The organism is Ruegeria sp. AE4 (genome assembly GCF_056542185.1).
The window spans coordinates 46421-64409 of record NZ_JBQFZK010000009.1; the positions used below are offsets into that span (position 1 = coordinate 46421).

General features: G+C 58.0%; 13 protein-coding genes. 7 read left to right on the forward strand and 6 right to left on the reverse strand.

Features of this window, described 5'->3' with window-relative positions:
• The first annotated feature begins 13 nt into the window (after window positions 1-13).
• The gene (locus ACR0EK_RS12425; RefSeq protein ID WP_480900136.1) at window positions 14-4060 is read left to right on the forward strand and encodes a translocation/assembly module TamB domain-containing protein; all 4047 of its coding nucleotides are present in this window, start codon (window positions 14-16) and stop codon (window positions 4058-4060) included.
• Between the two features lie 22 nt (window positions 4061-4082).
• On the opposite strand, the gene ACR0EK_RS12430 is transcribed toward ACR0EK_RS12425, so the two are convergent.
• From ACR0EK_RS12430 to ychF, 6 genes are all read right to left on the reverse strand, one after another.
• Window positions 4083-4604 (reverse strand): thioesterase family protein, encoded by a 522-nt coding sequence (locus ACR0EK_RS12430; RefSeq protein WP_480559739.1) that lies wholly within the window; start codon window positions 4602-4604, stop codon window positions 4083-4085.
• A 10-nt stretch (window positions 4605-4614) separates the two neighbouring features.
• Complete coding sequence (locus ACR0EK_RS12435) at window positions 4615-5403, reverse strand: cyclase family protein (RefSeq protein ID WP_480900138.1); 789 nt, start codon at window positions 5401-5403, stop codon at window positions 4615-4617.
• Between the two features lie 111 nt (window positions 5404-5514).
• Window positions 5515-8298, reverse strand: a complete 2784-nt coding sequence (fdhF, locus tag ACR0EK_RS12440) for a formate dehydrogenase subunit alpha (protein WP_480900140.1) — start codon at window positions 8296-8298, stop codon at window positions 5515-5517.
• 14 nt (window positions 8299-8312) lie between these two features.
• Entirely contained in the window at window positions 8313-10016 is a 1704-nt protein-coding gene (locus tag ACR0EK_RS12445; RefSeq protein ID WP_480900141.1) for an NAD(P)H-dependent oxidoreductase subunit E, read from the reverse strand.
• Between the two features lie 85 nt (window positions 10017-10101).
• Window positions 10102-10983: a LysR family transcriptional regulator gene (locus ACR0EK_RS12450; RefSeq protein WP_480538605.1), complete on the reverse strand. Its 882-nt coding sequence runs from the start codon at window positions 10981-10983 to the stop codon at window positions 10102-10104.
• A gap of 65 nt (window positions 10984-11048) precedes the next feature.
• The gene (ychF, locus tag ACR0EK_RS12455; protein WP_480967845.1) at window positions 11049-12146 is read right to left on the reverse strand and encodes a redox-regulated ATPase YchF; all 1098 of its coding nucleotides are present in this window, start codon (window positions 12144-12146) and stop codon (window positions 11049-11051) included.
• Between the two features lie 200 nt (window positions 12147-12346).
• Here ychF and ACR0EK_RS12460 point away from each other — a divergent pair, with 200 nt between their 5' ends.
• The 6 genes from ACR0EK_RS12460 (at window position 12347) to ACR0EK_RS12485 (ending at window position 17984) form a co-directional block, all read left to right on the forward strand.
• Entirely contained in the window at window positions 12347-12835 is a 489-nt protein-coding gene (locus ACR0EK_RS12460; RefSeq protein ID WP_480518754.1) for an acyloxyacyl hydrolase, read from the forward strand.
• 79 nt (window positions 12836-12914) lie between these two features.
• The gene (trpA, locus tag ACR0EK_RS12465) at window positions 12915-13706 is read left to right on the forward strand and encodes a tryptophan synthase subunit alpha (protein ID WP_480518752.1); all 792 of its coding nucleotides are present in this window, start codon (window positions 12915-12917) and stop codon (window positions 13704-13706) included.
• Window positions 13707-13851: 145 nt separating this feature from the next.
• Entirely contained in the window at window positions 13852-15018 is a 1167-nt protein-coding gene (locus tag ACR0EK_RS12470) for an alpha-hydroxy acid oxidase (RefSeq protein ID WP_480967846.1), read from the forward strand.
• 247 nt (window positions 15019-15265) lie between these two features.
• Window positions 15266-15913 (forward strand): 50S ribosomal protein L25/general stress protein Ctc, encoded by a 648-nt coding sequence (locus ACR0EK_RS12475; RefSeq protein WP_267366092.1) that lies wholly within the window; start codon window positions 15266-15268, stop codon window positions 15911-15913.
• A gap of 143 nt (window positions 15914-16056) precedes the next feature.
• Window positions 16057-16737, forward strand: a complete 681-nt coding sequence (gene pth / locus ACR0EK_RS12480; RefSeq protein ID WP_480507078.1) for an aminoacyl-tRNA hydrolase — start codon at window positions 16057-16059, stop codon at window positions 16735-16737.
• A gap of 83 nt (window positions 16738-16820) precedes the next feature.
• Window positions 16821-17984, forward strand: coding sequence for a serine hydrolase domain-containing protein (locus ACR0EK_RS12485; RefSeq protein ID WP_480774047.1), 1164 nt, complete (start codon window positions 16821-16823; stop codon window positions 17982-17984).
• Window positions 17985-17989: the final 5 nt, after the last annotated feature.

Below are 17989 nucleotides of genomic sequence, written 5' to 3' on the forward strand. Positions count from 1 at the left end.
GATTGGCACGCTGATGCTTGTGCCAGTAGCCGGCCCCGCGCAGGAGGACGAAGGCGGCAGCATGATCGAGCGGTTCCTACAGGACACGCTGTCGGGCGACGATCAGAATGTTACCGTCAAAGGCCTGCAAGGCGCGCTGAGTTCACGCGCCACCATTGCCGAGATCACGGTGGCTGATGATGAAGGGGTCTGGCTGACCATCCGGGAAGCGGAACTGGATTGGAACCGGTTGGCGCTGATCCGCGGGCGGTTCTCGGTCAACGCGCTGACCGCGCAGGAAATCGACGTCGCCCGCGCACCGGGCACCACGACCAAGGACACACCGTCCCCTTCTGCCGAGACCCAGGCTTTTCAACTGCCTGAACTGCCTGTGGCCATCGAAATCAGTGAAATCCGTATTGGCGAACTGGCATTGGGCAAACCTTTGATCGGTGTCGCGGCGGAACTGGCTGTCAACGGCAACCTGTCGCTGGCCGACGGCACGTTGGACACCAAACTGGACATCACCCGACTGGATCGGGCCGGTGATGAAATCTCTTTGGCTGCGGGTTTTCGGAACTCCGACAGCCAGATCGATCTTGACCTTAAGGTCACCGAAGCTGCGGGGGGGCTGATCTCGACCGCCTTGAAAATGCCGGACAGCCCTCCGATCGGATTGACCGCAAAAGGGTCCGGGCCGGTGACGGATTTTACGGCCGATATCGGCCTGAGCAGTGATGGGCAGCCACGAGTGACCGGGCAGGTTCGTTTGCGTTCTGCCCCAACAGCCGCGGCTAGCGCGGAGGAGGGCATCGCCTTTACCGCAGATCTGGGCGGTGACCTGACGCCCTTTGTCGCTGAGAATATGGATACGTTTTTCGGCCCCAAAACGCAGTTGATCGTGGATGGGCGTACCCTGCCTGAAGGAGCATTGGATATCAGTGATCTGGAACTCAGTTCTCAGGCACTGAACCTGAAAGGGGCGCTGCAACTGGCGCCGGGCGGTCGGCTGCAACTGGCGGCCCTGCAAGGGCGCATTACGCCGCCAGAGGGGCAAAGCGTCGTGCTTCCGTTATCAGGTGGCGACACATCGATAGAGGCTGCTCAGGTCTCTGCGTTGTTTGATGAGAAAAACGGCAATCTCTGGGATCTGAGCCTGACCGCAAACGCCATAAAATCCGACACCCTGAACCTGCAACGCGCGCAGATTACGGCGCAAGGGACCTTGGAACAGGGTGACGTTTTGCGGATCGACGGTGATTTGCAGGCAGCTTTGGATGGTATCGACCTGGCTGACGATGCCCTGAACACCACCGTTGGCGACCGCATTACGCTGGACGGTACGTTCCAGTACGGCAGGGATCAGACGTTGAACCTGTCCGGGGTCGAGATGGTCGGCTCGGACTACGAACTGGGTGTTGACGCCGAGATCAGCGGCTTGTCCAGTGGTTTGGCCGTCAATGGTGCCGCGACATTGCAGGCGACCGATCTGGCGCGGTTTTCGGGTCTGGCGCAAATGGAGTTGGGCGGTCAGGCCTCTGCCCGGCTGACGGGCCAGGGCTCACCGCTTGAAGGCAGCTTCGATGGCAAGCTTGAGGTCGAAGGGCGCGATCTTTCCACAGGGCGCGACGACATTGACCCGGTGATAAGGGGCAACACAACAATCACGCTGGACGCCAAACGCGGAGCGGATGGCGTAACGATCCGGGATTTTACGCTGATCGGCGACACTCTGCGCGCGCAGGCGGATGGCACGGTTACCACCCCTGACGGCAACGTGACGATTGATGGGCAAGCAACAGTCAACGCGCAGGACCTTTCCGTGTTCTCGGGCCTCGCCAAACGTGAGCTTGGCGGTGCGGTACAGGCGAAACTGGACGGCAAAGGCACTGTTCAGACGCTCGAATTTGATGGCACCGCCAGCGTGATGAGCCGGGATGTCAAAACGGGCATGCCCGAGATTGACCCGCTGCTGGTCGGCCGGACCGAGATCACGTTCGACGGCGCGCTGAGCCAGAAGCAGATTGAAATCCGCGACGCGGTGATCAAAGGTTCAGCCCTTGTGGCAAGCGCCGCAGCAACAATTGACGATCCGACGGATGCTTTGGCCGTGGACGGGCAGGTCAGTCTGAACATCCCGGACCTGTCACCCTTTTCAACTCTTGCCGGGAGAGATTTTGCAGGTTCGATCATCGCGGACGTTGCAGGCAAAGGTACGGTTGGCAGCAAGGCATTTGACGTCAAAGGCAACTTGGCTGCTGATGACATCAAATCCGGCATCAATGCGGTTGACAACCTGATCCAGGGGCGAACGAACCTGACGGTGGATGCGGTGAATGACGAGGCCGGTCTGAATATTCGCACATTCCAGCTGATCGGCACCGCCCTTTCTGCGGATGCATCCGGCAAACTGGACCGCGATGCTGGCGGACTGACCTTTACCGCTGCGCTGGATGATTTGGGGCGGCTGTCGAAAACACTCTCCGGGCCTCTGAAGCTGGACGGCAACGTCGCTCCGACACAATCCGGGCTGGAAGGGTCAGCTCATCTGCTGGGGCCAGAGAGTTCCTATGCCAAAGTGGCCGGTACGGTGGACACAAATGGATCCGCCGATCTGGACTTTGATGCCAAGTTCAACCGCATCGAAAGGTTTGTGCCAGAGTTTCCCGGCACCCTTACCGCTGCGGGCAATGCAAAGCGGGACAGTGGCGTTTGGACCATCGACGCCAAGGCGCAAGGTCCCGCGGACATCGTCAGCACGGTTGCAGGCACCTTTGATGAAACCAGCAGCAATGCAGATATTTCAGCGAAGGGTGGCGTAAACCTGGGGATAGCAAACGTCTTCATCACGCCTAACAAGATTGAAGGGTCCGCACGTTTTGATCTGGCCCTCAAGGGCCCGGCTGATCTGGCGTCCCTAAGCGGGTCGATTACCACTTCGGGAACATCCCTTGCACTTCCCGGTGCAGGCCAGACCATCACCGGGATCAACGGACAGGTGGATCTGGCGCAAAGCCGTGCAACCATCTCGCTGAAGGGTGGTGTGCGGGCCGGTGGTGGCTTTACCGTCAATGGACCTGTCGATCTGACGCCCCCGTTCAACGCGCAGATCGCGACAACAATCAACAGCCTCGTCCTGACCGATCGGCTCTTATACGAGACGACTTTGAACGGTCAGATTGCGATGACCGGCGCCCTAGCCGGGAACAGTTCGCTGGCCGGGCAGATCACCTTTGGTGAGACCAATATCAACCTCGCTGCGGCTTCGGGGGCTGTAGGTGCCGCACCAATCCCTGAGATACAGCATGTCAACGAAAGCGGAGCCAGTTTCATCACGCGTGAGCGCGCAGGTCTGGTAGCCACCGAAGACAAGGGGCAACGCACGTCCAGAATAGCACTGGACGTCAACTTGCTGGCACCCAAAGCTGTGTTCGTCAGAGGGCGCGGTGTAAATGCCGAATTGGGCGGCCGGATCTCCATTGGTGGTACGACGACCTCGGTGGTCCCGTCAGGTCAGATTGAATTGATCCGCGGTAATTTCGATATTCTGGGCCGTAGGCTGGCCCTGACCAAAGGCATCGTGACCCTACAGGGTGACTTGACGCCTTATATCGAGTTTGAATCCTCTGCCAGCACCTCGGACGGCACCGCGACCATCGAAATCGCAGGGCCACTGGATTCACCCGAGGTTAACGTGTTTTCCGATCCCGAGCGTCCGGCTGAAGAGGCGCTGGCGATGCTGCTCTTTGGGAACAGGTTCTCGGAAATCTCACCGTTCCTGATTGCGCAGATGGCCGCATCGCTGGCGCAACTCAGCGGTGCTGGCGGGGACGCGACCAAGGGATTACGCGACTCTACCGGTGTTGATACGATTGATGTTGGTGCGTCAGAGGGTGGCGCGGGCCGACTGGGTGCCGGGGCCTATTTGGGTGAAAACCTCTACACCGACTTCACTGTCAATACCGAAGGCAATACCGAGGTGAACCTGAACCTTGATGTAACCGACAATTTCTCGGTCAAGGGCACGGTTGACGGTCGTGGCGAAACGGGCATCGGAGTGTTCTTTTCAAAGGACTATTAGGATCGCGTCCGACCCCAGCAAACTATTTCCGGCGAATTCCTATCGGTTGGCCGATCTGCGAAGCCGGTTCCAGAGACTTGTGATCCTCCACCATTTGCGCAAGACGCGCCGCTGCCCAATCCGGGTAGGGTGTGGATCGCCCGGTGCTGTGGCTGACATTCATAAAAAGCGCCTCTTGCGTCGCACAAATCTCGTCAGTTTCTGCCAAAAGCATCTCGGCGAAATAATGTCCTCTCTTGCTGTCAGCATCCAGCATACGGAACCTGAAATAAAACGATGAACTGTCTTTGACCTCCTGCACGAAATGCAGATGAGACTGCAGGATGTAAGGCCCCTGCCCCAACGCCTTGACCTGCACCTCGCCCAACCCGAGATGGTCAACCATCAGCTTTTCCAACGCCATGTCAAAGGCGACACCGTAAAACCCGACATTCATATGGCCGTTATAGTCGATCCATTCGGGCCGTACTTCAAAGCCGCGAATTTCCACAGGCGCGGCATACGGGCCATCATGCCCGCCAGGAGGTGTCGAAGTCGGCTGCATTTGGCCCCCTTTACTGTGCGTCTTCATCGTCAAGTATTGCCACGGCCCGGACAAATCCCGCAGAGGCCCCTTTTATCTTGAAGGGGAAACAGGAAATCTCGAACCCGGTGGGCGGCAAATTTTCCAGATTGGTCAGCTTTTCCAAGTGGCAATACCCGATATCCATCGACGCGCGGTGTCCTTCCCAGATAATAGATGGATCTCGGGTCTCAGCGTATTCCTGAGCGGTGAGCGGAAACGGGGCATCCCAGCTCCAGGCGTCGGTGCCGGTGACACGCACGCCACGTTCAGTCAGAAAAAGCGTCGCCTCGCGCCCCATTCCACATCCTTTGGCCAGATAATCCGGCGCGCCATAACGTGTCCCTGCAGCAGTGTTGACCACGACGATATCCAAGGGGCAAAGCTCGTGGCCGATGCGCTTCAATTCGGCTTCGACATCTGCCGCGGTAACGACATACCCATCCTCGAAGTGTCGAAAGTCCAGCTTGACGCCGGGGTTCATGCACCATTCCAACGGCACTTCGTCGATGGTTATTGCCCGTTCACCTTTGTTCATCGTGGAATGATGGTGATACGGCGCATCCAGATGCGTGCCGTTGTGGGTCGCGATCTGCAACCGTTCGATTGCCCATCCTTCACCGTTCGGCAGGTCTTGCCGTTCCAGACCCGGAAAGAAAGACATGACCTGTTCTGCCGTCTGATCATGGGTCAGATATTCAATTTGCGGCAACATGATTGGCGGGTCAGACACGATCCCGGTTTCCAACGGAACGGACAGATCGACGAAACGGCGTGCCATAAGAAATTCCTCCACCAACATCTACGACAGGGTTGGTCGAGCGCAAGCGCCTGTCAAGAAAAGAAAAAGGCGACCCGTCTGGCCGCCTTCTTTGCTTGATATGTATTGGGTTCACTCAGCCGCAACTGCGCCTTCGATCTTCTCGACGCGAATGGCCGAGAATTTGAACTCGGGGATTTTGCCATAAGGGTCGATGGCTGAGTTTGTCAGGATGTTCGCCGCCGCCTCAACATAGGCAAACGGGATGAACACCATATCCTCGGCAATCGCCCGGTCCGCGCGGACCATGATCTCAATCGAACCACGGCGTGTGGTCAGGCGGATCATGTCGCCCGGCTCGATGCCCATCAGCTTGAGCGTACGTGGATTCATCGAACAGTTCGCCTCGGGCTCAACCGCGTCCAGAACATTGGACCGGCGGGTCATTGAGCCGGTGTGCCAATGTTCCAGCTGACGGCCAGTGGTGGCGATCATCGGGTATTCCTCGTCCGGGGCCTCATCCGGCGGAATGACGCTGGCGGGGGTGAACTTCGCCTTACCGCCCGAGCGGGGGAAACCATCCCCGAACACGATGGCCTGACCCGGGTCGGTTTCGCTGAGCGACGGGTAGGTAATCGTCTCGGTCTCCAGACGCTCCCACGTGATGTTGTCAAGCGATGCCATGGTCAGTTTCATCTCGGCAAAGACCTGAGAGACATCGGTGTAATCCCAGTTCAGCCCGATGCGCTGTGCCAGCTCGACCGTGATCTTCCAATCTTCGCGCGCTTCTCCCGGGGGGGTAACGGCAGGCCGTACACGCTGTACCTGACGGTTGGTGTTCGACACCGTGCCGTTCTTTTCATAGAGCGCCGAGGCAGGCAGGATGATATCGGCATAGTTCGCCGTCTCGGTCAGGAAGATGTCCTGCACGATCATCAGATCCAGTTTGGCCAGCGCCGCGCGGGCGTGGTTCACATCCGGGTCGGACATGGCCGGGTTTTCACCCTGAATATACATGCCCTTGATGTTGCCCGCATAGGCCTGATCGATGATTTCGGTCACCGTCAGACCCTTCTCGTTCGAGAAGTCATCCGAATGCCAGACATCATTGAATCTGGCGCGAACGCCGTCGTCAGTCACCGACTGATAGTCCGGCAGGAACATCGGGATCAGGCCCGCATCCGATGCGCCCTGCACGTTGTTTTGCCCCCGCAGCGGGTGCAGCCCAGCGCCGGGTTTACCGACATTGCCCGTCATCAGAGCCAGCGAAATCAGGCAGCGCGAGTTGTCGGTGCCGTGGATGTGCTGGCTGACGCCCATGCCCCAGAAGATCAGGCCAGCTTTGGCCTGCGCAAAGGTACGCGCGACACGGCGCAGCTGATCCGGTTCAATACCACAGATCGGTGCCATCGCTTCGGGCGTGAAGGCGCGCAGGTGTTCTTTCTCGGCCTCCCAGTTCTCGGTCCAGCGGTGGATGTACTGGCTGTCATACAACTCTTCCTCAACGATCACGTTCATGATCGCGTTGAGCATCGAGACATCGGCCCCTGGACGGAACTGCAGCATTTCATCCGCGAACTTGCGCATACCAACGCCACGGGGGTCCATAACGATCAGTTTGCCGCCACGCTTGGCGAACTGCTTGAAATAGGTCGCCGCGACAGGGTGGTTCTCGATCGGGTTCGAACCGATGATGATCGCCACATCGGCGTTTTCGATCTCGTTAAAGGTCGCCGTCACCGCGCCCGAACCCACATTCTCGATCAGCGCCGCAACGGATGAAGCGTGGCACAGACGGGTGCAGTGATCGACGTTGTTGTGCTTGAAGCCCTGACGGATGAACTTCTGGAACAGGTACGCCTCTTCGTTGGTACACTTGGCCGAACCGAAGCCCGCAACCGAACGTGGGTCTTCGGCGCGCAGGGCCATCAGCTTGGTCGCGGCCAGATCCATCGCCTCTTCCCAGGTCGTCTCGCGGAAATGGGTCGACAGGTTGCCCGGATCAACGTTCAGCCCCTTGGCGGGCGCATCCTCGCGCCGGATCAAAGGTTTGGTCAGGCGGTGCGGGTGGTGGATGTAGTCAAAGCCAAAGCGACCTTTGACGCACAAACGACCTTCGTTTGCGGGGCCGTTGATGCCCTCGACATACTTCACCTTGCCGTCCTTGACCTTCAGCGACACTTTGCAGCCCACACCGCAGAACGGGCAGACGCTTTCGGTTTCGCTATCATAATCCTTGCTGTCCCCCTGCTGCTGATCGTCCAGCACGGTGGCAGGCATCAGCGCACCGGTGGGGCAGGCCTGAACACATTCACCGCAAGCAACACAGGAGGAGGTACCCATCGGGTCATTCTGGTCGAACACCACCTGCGCGGTATGACCGCGACCAGCCATGCCAATCACGTCATTCACCTGCACTTCGCGGCAGGCCCGAACACAAAGGGTGCAGTTGATACACGCATCCAGATTGACACGCATCGCCACATGGCTGTCATCCAAAAGCGGGATATTCTCGGCCTCTTTCGCAGGAAAACGGCTGTCGCTGACATCGTTCAGCTTGGCCATATCCCAGAAATGGCTGGATACGTCATGCGGCTGCTCGGGCTGATCGGCCACCAGTAGTTCCATCACCATGGCGCGCGATTTTTCGGCGCGGTCGGTGTCGGTCTTGACCACCATCCCATCGGCCGCCGGGCGGATGCACGAGGCGACCAGGGTGCGCTCGCCCTCCACCTCGACCATGCAGGCGCGACAGTTGCCATCGGGGCGGTATCCCGGTGCAGGCTTGTGGCATAGATGCGGGATCACCAGGCCCCGGCCATTGGCCGCTTCCCAGATCGTGGTGCCCGCGGGCACGGTGACGTCATCGCCGTTCAGGTTGAAGGTGACGGTCTTGGTTGGGCTTGCGTCAAGCATGGCTCTGTCTCCCTTCAGATTTCGTCAGCGAAATGTTTCATGACCAGGCGGATCGGATTCGGGGCCGCCTGCCCCAGACCGCAGATCGAGGCATCGCCCATGACCTGACACAGATCTTCCAACAGATCGGTATCCCACTTGTCGGCCTGCATCAGCTTTACCGCCTTTTCGCAACCTGCCCGGCAAGGTGTGCACTGGCCACAGCTTTCATCCTCGAAGAACCGCAGCATGTTAATCGCTGCATCGCGGGCGGTGTCCTGATCGGACAGAACCACAACGGCGGCCGACCCGATGAAAGTGCCAAGCGGCTGAAGCGTGTCGAAGTCGAGCGGGACGTCGTCAATGCTCGAGGGGAGAAGACCAGACGACGGCCCGCCCGGTTGATACGCCTTGAACACATGGCCATCAGCCATGCCGCCGGCGGCATCAATCACATCAAGAATGGTCGAACCTGCGGGCAGCAGGTAAACGCCCGGCTTCGCCACACGCCCCGAGACCGAATAGCTGCGCAGGCCCTTGCGGCCGTTCTTTTCAACAGAGTTCAGAATCTGCGGCCCTTCGCGGCAGATTTTTGAGACCCAATACAGCGTCTCGACATTGTGCACCAAGGTCGGACGGTTAAAGACCCCAACCTGCGCCACGAACGGAGGACGGTGGCGCGGCAGGCCCTTCTTGCCCTCGATCGATTCGATCATCGCGGATTCTTCACCGCAGATATAGGCACCGGCTCCCCGGCGCAGGTCGATGTAACCCTTTGCGACGATACCGGCATTTTCCAATGCCGCAATCTCACGGCGCAGAATTTCCAGCACTGCCGGGTATTCGTCGCGCATGTAGATGAAGCAGGTCTCGGCCTCGACTGCCCAGGCGGCGATCAGCATACCTTCGAGGAAGACATGCGGCGTGCGCTCCAGATAATAGCGGTCTTTGAACGTGCCGGGCTCACCCTCGTCGCCGTTTACCGCCAGATAGCGCGGACCTTCGTTCATACGAACAAAGCCCCATTTCTTACCCGACGGGAAGCCAGCGCCGCCCAGACCACGCAGGCCCGAGGACAGGACGTCTTCTTGCACCTGTTCCCAATCACCGCCGTCGCGCAGCTCTTTAAGCTTGGCGTAACCGCCTTCGGCCTCATAGGCCGCGAAGGTTTCGTAGTCAGGCAGATGTGCGTGGGTGTCATCGGCAGCAATCGCAGCCTGGACCTTTTCTGGGGTCGCATGGTCAATATGGTTGTGGCCAATCTCCAATACCGGAGCGGTATCGCAACGCCCCATGCAGGGCGCGCGAACAACGCGAACTTCGGCAGGGTCCAAACCATCTTCCAGCGCCTTCTGCAACTGCTGGGCACCAGCCATTTCGCAGGAGAGGGAATCACAAACCCGGATGGTCAACGCCGGAGGTGGCGTCTCACCTTCTTTCACCACATCAAAATGGGCATAGAAAGTCGCGGTTTCGTAGATCTCGGCCTGACCGATCCGCATCTCGACGGCCAATGCCGCGATATGGTCGGCGCTGATATGACCGTGTTCGTCCTGAATCAAATGCAGGAATTCGATCAACAGATCGCGGCGGCGCGGACGATCGCCCAGCAGGCGTGTGATTTCAGCCTGCGCCTCATCCGTGAACTGACGGCCTTTGGGTGTGTGCCGCCCCTTGCCTTTACCTGACTTCCAGACGCCCTTGGGTGTGCCTGATGGCTTGGTATCTAATGGTGCCATGATGCCCTCCGATTGAGGTTCCGTCTCTCATCAGGCAAACATATCGTCAAATCGCTTTTGGCAATCGCACGATAACGACACCTTATCACCGCAAAGAGGTCACCACATCCCGCAAAGCCTTGACCGTCGGCAACTCGGGGTCGCGGCTGAGGGTCGCCAGACAAATCGGTTTGCTGACAACAGGTTCGATCAGCGGCAACACTTTCGTTCCCTTCAAATCGCCCAGCGCACGTACCAGAACCCGAGGAACAACCGTCGCCGCCAGCCCCTCCCGCACCATGACCATCGAAGCCGTGAAACCGCTGGTTTCGGCAACGATATCGGGGTGCAGCCCCTGTTCGGCAAACACCCGGTCCAGAATACGCCGGTTCTGCATCTGCGGCTCCAAAAGGCTGAGCGGAAATTCTGCGACCTGCGCCCACGGAATCGGGCCGCTTTGGTCCGTCAGATTCGTGGGCACCAACAACACATAGGTTTCCTCGTAAAGAGGCTGAACCTGCCGGAAGTCCGTGCCAATGCTGTCACCATAAGTCACCCCGGCATCAAGGCTGCCTTCGTCCAGCCGGTGCTGAATTGCGGTGGCAGACATGGTTTCAATGCGTGTGACGATACGAGGATGCGCGTCACGCAGCCTTTTGACCAACCGTCCCGTGAAGGCGATTGCGGTCGGGATCACGCCGAGGATCAGTGTACCCGTAATCTCGCCCTTGGCAGCAAGCACCTGCTGTTCCAGCGCCTTGGTGTCGTCCAGAATGCGCCGCGCCCGCTGGACAATCATCTCGCCCTCTTCGGTCAGCCCTTGAAAGCGGTTGGCGCGACGGACGATTGAGACACCCAATCGATCCTCAAGATTGCGGATGCGCATAGAAAACGCAGGCTGTGAAATCCCGCACTCCTCGGCCGCCTTGGCAAAATGCCGATGCCGCGCCAAAGCGCTGAGCAGTTGCAGGTCGCGGATTTCGATCAAGGAAAGCTCCAATGCTGCGGATAGGGCAGGATACCCCGCTCACCCGACAGGAACAGCCCAATTGATCAGGTATTAAACAAAAAGTGCATCACATCGCCGTCCTTGACGATATAGCCTTTACCCTCTGCCCGCATCTTACCCGCCTCTTTCGCGCCGTGTTCGCCATTGGCAGCGACATAGTCGTCATAGGCGATGGTCTCGGCGCGGATGAAGCCCTTTTCGAAATCGCCATGGATCACACCTGCTGCTTGCGGTGCAGCGGTGCCGGTGCGGATGGTCCAGGCGCGGGCCTCTTTCGGGCCGACGGTGAAATAGGTTTCCAGCTTTAGCAGATCGTAACCGGCGCGGATCAGACGGTCCAGGCCGGGCTCTTCCAGTCCCATTTCCTCAAGGAACATCTGGGCTTCGCCCTCATCCAGCAGGCTGATTTCTTCTTCGATCTTGGCGCTGATAATCACATGGGCATTGCCCTGAGCAGCAGCCATACCGGCCACGCGGGCAGAGAATTCGTTGCCTTTTGCGGCGTCTTCCTCGGACACGTTGCAGACGTACAGAACCGGTTTGGTGGTCAGAAGTTGCAACATCGTCCACGCCTTGGCGTCTTCGTCGCTGACGTCGACCAGACGTGCGGGCTTGCCGCTTTCCAGCATGGCCTGCGCCTGGGCCAGCAGGCGATCCTGCTGCTGCGCTTCTTTGTCGTTGCCCTTCAGCTTGCGCACCAGATTGGCCCGACGCTTTTCGATGCTTTCCAAATCGGCCAGCATCAACTCGGTTTCGATCGTGTCAGCGTCCGCAACCGGATCAACGCGCCCGTCTACATGTGTCACGTCGCCGTCTTCGAAACAGCGCAGCACATGGGCAATCGCATCCGTTTCGCGAATGTTCGCCAGAAACTGGTTGCCCAGCCCTTCGCCCTTTGACGCGCCTTTTACCAGACCCGCGATATCCACAAAAGTCATCCGCGTTGGGATGATCTGTTTTGAGGATGCAATCGCCGCCAACTTGTCGAGGCGGGCGTCGGGAACCGCAACATCCCCGACATTTGGCTCGATGGTGCAGAACGGGAAGTTCGCGGCCTGCGCAGCTGCGGTTTTGGTCAGCGCATTGAACAGGGTCGACTTGCCGACATTCGGCAGACCCACGATTCCCATTTTAAAGCCCATCACGGCCTCCTGCATAGAATACGATCGCAGCTTCTATGCAGGTCCGCCTGATTGCGCAAGGGATTGCTGGCGGCACCTTTGCCGAGTCCATTTCGCCACATCACAAAATTGTTTGGAAAACGTGTTCTTGCCGAAATTGAAAAACGACGGCTACGAATACCAGTTAATAGCGCACGATCACTTTTTGTTGGCGGACACAGATGAAACACTTTTTTCTTGCAACCGTACTGGCGGCAACGGCCTGCGCGTCAGCCCAAGCCCAGACCGTTGTTTTTGGTGCCGGATACGCGGACTATTCTGAAGACACATCTGAAGATCAGGGTCTGATCTCGATCGAATACCACCACACGCCATTTCATCAGGCCACGCGGTTTCGCGCCGGTTTGGGCGCGGCCCTAACCGTAGATGAGGATGGGGACACGCATATCGGCGCGGGCCTGATCGGGCAGTATGCGCTAAGCGATCGCTGGTTCGTGGAAGGCAGCGTGATGCCTGGGTATTATAACGCCAGCAACGACCTGAATGATTTGGGGGGCGATTTCCAGATTCGCAGCCTTTTGGGACTTGGCTATAACCTGAACAATGGCAATAGCGTGTCTGTCGCACTTACCCATAAATCCAACGCCAGCACAAATGACGAGAACCCGGGCGTGAATGCCCTGCTGGTACGCTATCATCTGGGCTTCTGATCCATTCCTGTCCGGGCGGGATTGATTTTCGGTCAAAGTTTCTGCACATCAGGTCGAAACCCGAGTGCAAGGACATCCGATGACCCGTATCGACGCCAAGTTCGCCGCCCTGAAAGCTGAAGGCAAGAAGGCCTTTGTCGCCTATGTCATGGCCGGGGATCCCGACTATGACACTTCGCTTGAAGTGGTCAAAGGCCTGCCTGGTGCTGGCGTGGATGTTATCGAGCTGGGCCTGCCCTTTACCGACCCGATGGCCGACGGCCCTACTATTCAGGCCGCAGGCCAACGTGCGCTTGAGCGGGGCATGACCTTGCAACGCACATTGGATCTGGCACGAACGTTTCGGGAAACGGACGATACAACCCCCATTGTCCTGATGGGGTATTACAACCCAATCTACAGCCGGGGTGTTGACGCGTTTCTGGCCGATGCAAAAGCGGCAGGGATTGACGGTTTGATCGTGGTGGACCTTCCCCCCGAGGAGGACGCAGAACTCTGCCTGCCCGCGCAAGCGGCAGGTCTGAATTTTATTCGCCTGGCGACCCCGACTACGGATGACAAACGCCTGCCACGTGTTCTGCAAAACACTTCTGGCTTTGTTTATTATGTCTCGATCACCGGGATCACTGGCGCAGCCGAGGCAGAAGCAACCGATGTTGGCCCCGAGGTTGCCCGCATCAAGGCCGCGACCGATCTGCCGGTGATCGTGGGGTTCGGGATCAACACGCCTGAGAAATCGCGCAATATTGCCTCGGTGTCGGATGGCGCGGTGGTCGGGTCAGCGATCGTCAGCCAGATCGGCGCAGGTAAACCTGTGGCCGACGTGCTGACCTTTGTGAAATCTCTTTCGGATGGCGCGCACAGCGCCTGATTTCGCAGCCAACATGCGAGAATGATGACCCGTCGCGGATACCGCGGCGGGTTTTTTGTGACCCTTCACTGTGACGTCAAGACATTGCAGCCTTGGGAATGAATTGGTAAGGAAAACTAACCAAAGTGAGCGGAGCCCTGTTTTCATGCCTGTGATCACCAATATCGAAGACCTCAAACGCATATATGAACGCCGCGTGCCTCGTATGTTCTATGACTACGCCGAAAGCGGCAGCTGGACAGAACAGACCTTTCGCGACAACAGCACCGACTTCGAAAAAATTCGCCTGCGCCAAAGGGTTGCGGTCGACATGTCCGGTCGGTCGACAACTTCGCAAATGATTGGCGAAGACGTTTCAATGCCTGTTGCGCTTGCCCCGGTCGGGTTGACGGGGATGCAACATGCAGACGGAGAGATGAAGGCCGCCAAAGCCGCCGAGGAATTTGGTGTGCCCTTTACGCTGTCCACCATGTCCATCAACTCTATCGAAGATGTGGCCGGATATACCAACAAACCATTCTGGTTCCAGCTTTATACGATGAAGGACACGGACTACATCAACCGCCTGATCCAGCGAGCAAAAGACGCCAAATGTTCCGCACTGGTAATCACGCTCGACCTGCAAATTCTGGGCCAACGGCACAAGGACCTGAAAAACGGTCTGTCGGCCCCGCCCAAACTGACCGCAAAAACCATCGCCAACCTGATGACCAAATGGGCCTGGGGCATTGAAATGCTGCGGGCCCAGCGGCGCGAGTTCGGCAATATCGTGGGGCATGTGCATGGTATTTCGGACGCGTCTTCATTGGGGGCCTGGACCGCAGAACAGTTTGACCCCAGCCTCGACTGGTCGAAGGTTGAAAAACTGATGGAGCAATGGGGCGGGAAAGTGATCCTTAAGGGCATCCTTGATGCGGATGACGCAAGGATGGCCGCCAAGCTGGGTGCCGATGCCATTGTCGTGTCAAACCATGGTGGGCGTCAGCTTGACGGCGCGCTAAGCTCGATTCGTGTCCTGCCCGAGATCATGGATGCGGTTGGGGGCGATATCGAGGTGCATTTGGACAGCGGTATCCGATCCGGACAAGACGTGCTCAAAGCCTTAGCGCTTGGGGCCAAAGGGACCTATGTTGGCCGCGCGTTTGTGTATGGTCTGGGTGCCATGGGTCAGAAAGGTGTCACCACGGCGCTTGAGCTGATCCAGAGGGAGCTTGATACGACAATGGCGCTTTGTGGTGAGAAAAATGTGGCTGCGTTGGGGCGTCACAATCTGCTGATACCTGAAAACTTCGGGGGTCGCTGGCAAGCGTAACCGGTCAATCAGGGGGCTCTGCCCCCGACGCCCGTTCCGGGCGCCTCCCCCGGGATATTTTTGGCCAGATGAAGCTGGGGATCCTTCAATCGTCCACCCGATAATACTCCAGGACAGGCGATAGAACCCAGCCGAACGGCACGGCAAGAAATACCTCTTTCCAAATCGGGTGAATCAAGCTAAGGACGCGGCTTCACGCGGGTATACAGCCTTGGAGGATGCCCGCCCTAACATTGGAGAATATATCATGGCTGGTGAGATTCCTGATCTCGTAGCTCTGGAACGGACGGGGACAGGCAAGGGCGCCGCTCGTCAAGCACGCCGCGACGGCATGGTTCCGGGCATCGTATTTGGTGGCGACAAAGAACCGTTGCCAATCCAGATCCCGTTCAACGTCTTGTTCAAGCGCCTGAAAGCGGGCCGGTTCAAGTCGACCTTGTGGAACCTGAAAGTTGAAGGCCACGATGACGTCCGCGTCATCTGCCGCGACGTTCAGCGTGATGTCGTCAAAGACCTGCCGACCCATCTGGACTTGATGCGCCTGCGCCGGACCACCAAGATCGCGTTGTTCATCCCCGTTGAGTTCATCAATGAAGGTGCGGCCCCTGGCATCAAAAAGGGTGGCGTTCTGACCGTTGTCCGCCCGGAAGTCGAACTGATGTGCACCGCCGGTGACATTCCTGAAAAGATCACCGTTGATCTGACCGGTCTGAACATCAATGACGTTGTGACCATTTCGTCGGTTGAACTGCCTGAGGGCACCAAACCAACCATCGACCGTGATTTTGTGATTGCCAACATCTCGGCGCCGACTGGTCTGTCCACCAGCGACGACGATGAAGATGGTGAAGTTGCAGCCGATGAAGTCGAAGTTGTCGGAAAAGAAGAAGAATAAGTCTGGAACAGTGTTTCCGACTTTGAAGCGGGGCTCGGGTGAGCCCCGTTTTTTTTTGCGGGTCCAATAATCGGGCCTGACTGGATTTCCTGACGATTTCCGGGCATGAAATGGCTTTGGAGCTACAGAGGCAAAACGGAAACATGAAGCTGTTTGTTGGATTGGGAAACCCGGGCCAGAAATATGCCCGGAACCGGCACAATATCGGGTTCATGGCCCTGGACCGGATCGCAGAAAATCACGGGTTTGGTCCCTGGAAATCGAAGTTTCAGGCCGAGATTTCGGAAGGTCGGCTTGGCACCGAGAAAGTCCTGCTGTTGAAACCGCAAACCTACATGAACCGATCGGGTCAATCCGTGGGTGAGGCGATGCGGTTTTACAAGCTCGAATCCACCGACGTTGTTGTATTTCATGACGAATTGGACCTTGCCCCGGGCAAGTTGCGCGTCAAGGCAGGGGGCGGGCACGCCGGGCATAACGGTCTGCGCTCGATCCATGAGCATATCGGGGCGGCCTATGACCGTGTACGCCTTGGGATCGGACATCCGGGCCGCAAGGAAATGGTTTCGGGGTACGTGCTCAGTGATTTTGCGAAATCCGAAACCAGCTGGCTGGACGACGTTCTTCGGGGTGTTTCGGACGGGGCTGCTTATCTGGCTCAGGACGAGGGCGGCAAGTTCATGAATGCAGTTGCATTGCGCACTGCCCCGCCGCGATCATCAAAGACCGCCGCACCAAAAGCCGACGCAGCTTCAACAGCCGCACCCGACGCCGCGGGCGACGACCGGTCTGCCATGCAGAAGCTTTTGGACAAATTCAGGTAGCACCCCGGCCTCTTTCCGTTACGTAGAGGTTGCAGAATGCAACCTCCCGCGTTCCAATACCGGCCAACTAGGGAGGCAATGCGATGAAATCCATATTGAAGTGGGTGCTGCGCATCGTACTGGCGCTGGTTCTGGCCGCCACTGCCGTCGGGCTGTGGAAGCGCGAAGAGTTGCAGCGCCTATTGGCCGTAAACTCGTTATTTTCGGAAGAGAAGATCGTTCACAATTTCTCGCATATGGATGAGGCTTTTCTGACCGTAAACCTGCCGCGCGGAGACGCGCCAACCTGGGACCTGCCTTATGGCGAAGGATTCGACTTGCCGGAAGGAACCGACAGCTGGATCGATGAACGATCGGTCACGTCGTTGCTGGTCATGCAGAACGGCAAGATCAGATTCGAGGAATATTATCTTGGCACCGGGCCGGATGACCGGAGGATTTCCTGGTCGGTCGCCAAAAGCTATCTTTCGGCGCTTTTCGGTGTCCTGCTGCAAGAGGGCGCAATCGGGTCGTTGGATGACCCGGTCGTCAAATATGCGCCCAAACTGAAAGGCAGCGCGTATGAAACCGCGTCGATCCGCAACGTGCTGAACATGGCAAGCGGCGTGACGTTTGATGAAGATTATCTCGACCCAAATTCCGACATCAACCGGATGGGGCGTGTGGTTGCCCTGGGCGGTGAGCTGGACGATTTTGCAGCCTCGCTGCAAGACAGCTTTGCGACGCCGGGTGAAACCTGGCAATACGTGTCGATCGACACCCATGTTCTGGGCATGGTGATACGCGGTGCGACCAGGCGGAACGTGGCAGATCTTCTGACGGAAAAGATCCTTCAACCGTTGGGGCTGGAGCGGGACGGATACTACATCACTGATGGTGCAGGGGTCGCTTTTGTTTTGGGGGGCCTCAACTTTACTACGCGCGATTTCGCCCGGTTCGGACAAATGATCCTGCAGGACGGCATCGCGAATGGAAAACAACTGGTTCCTGCCGAATGGATTTTCGAAGCCACCCAACCCAGCGCACCGACCGCACAAGGAGAGATCGGGTACGGGTATCAATGGTGGATTCCCCGCGGCGCGCATGAAGGAGAGTTTCTGGCCCGTGGCGTCTATGGGCAATACATCTATTTCAACCAGCCCAGGGGCGTTCTGATTGTGTCCACTGGTGCAGACAGGCTATTCCGTGAACCCGGCGTGAATGATCTTAACATCGAAATGTTCCGCAAGATTGCGGAAAGTCTGTAAGATGC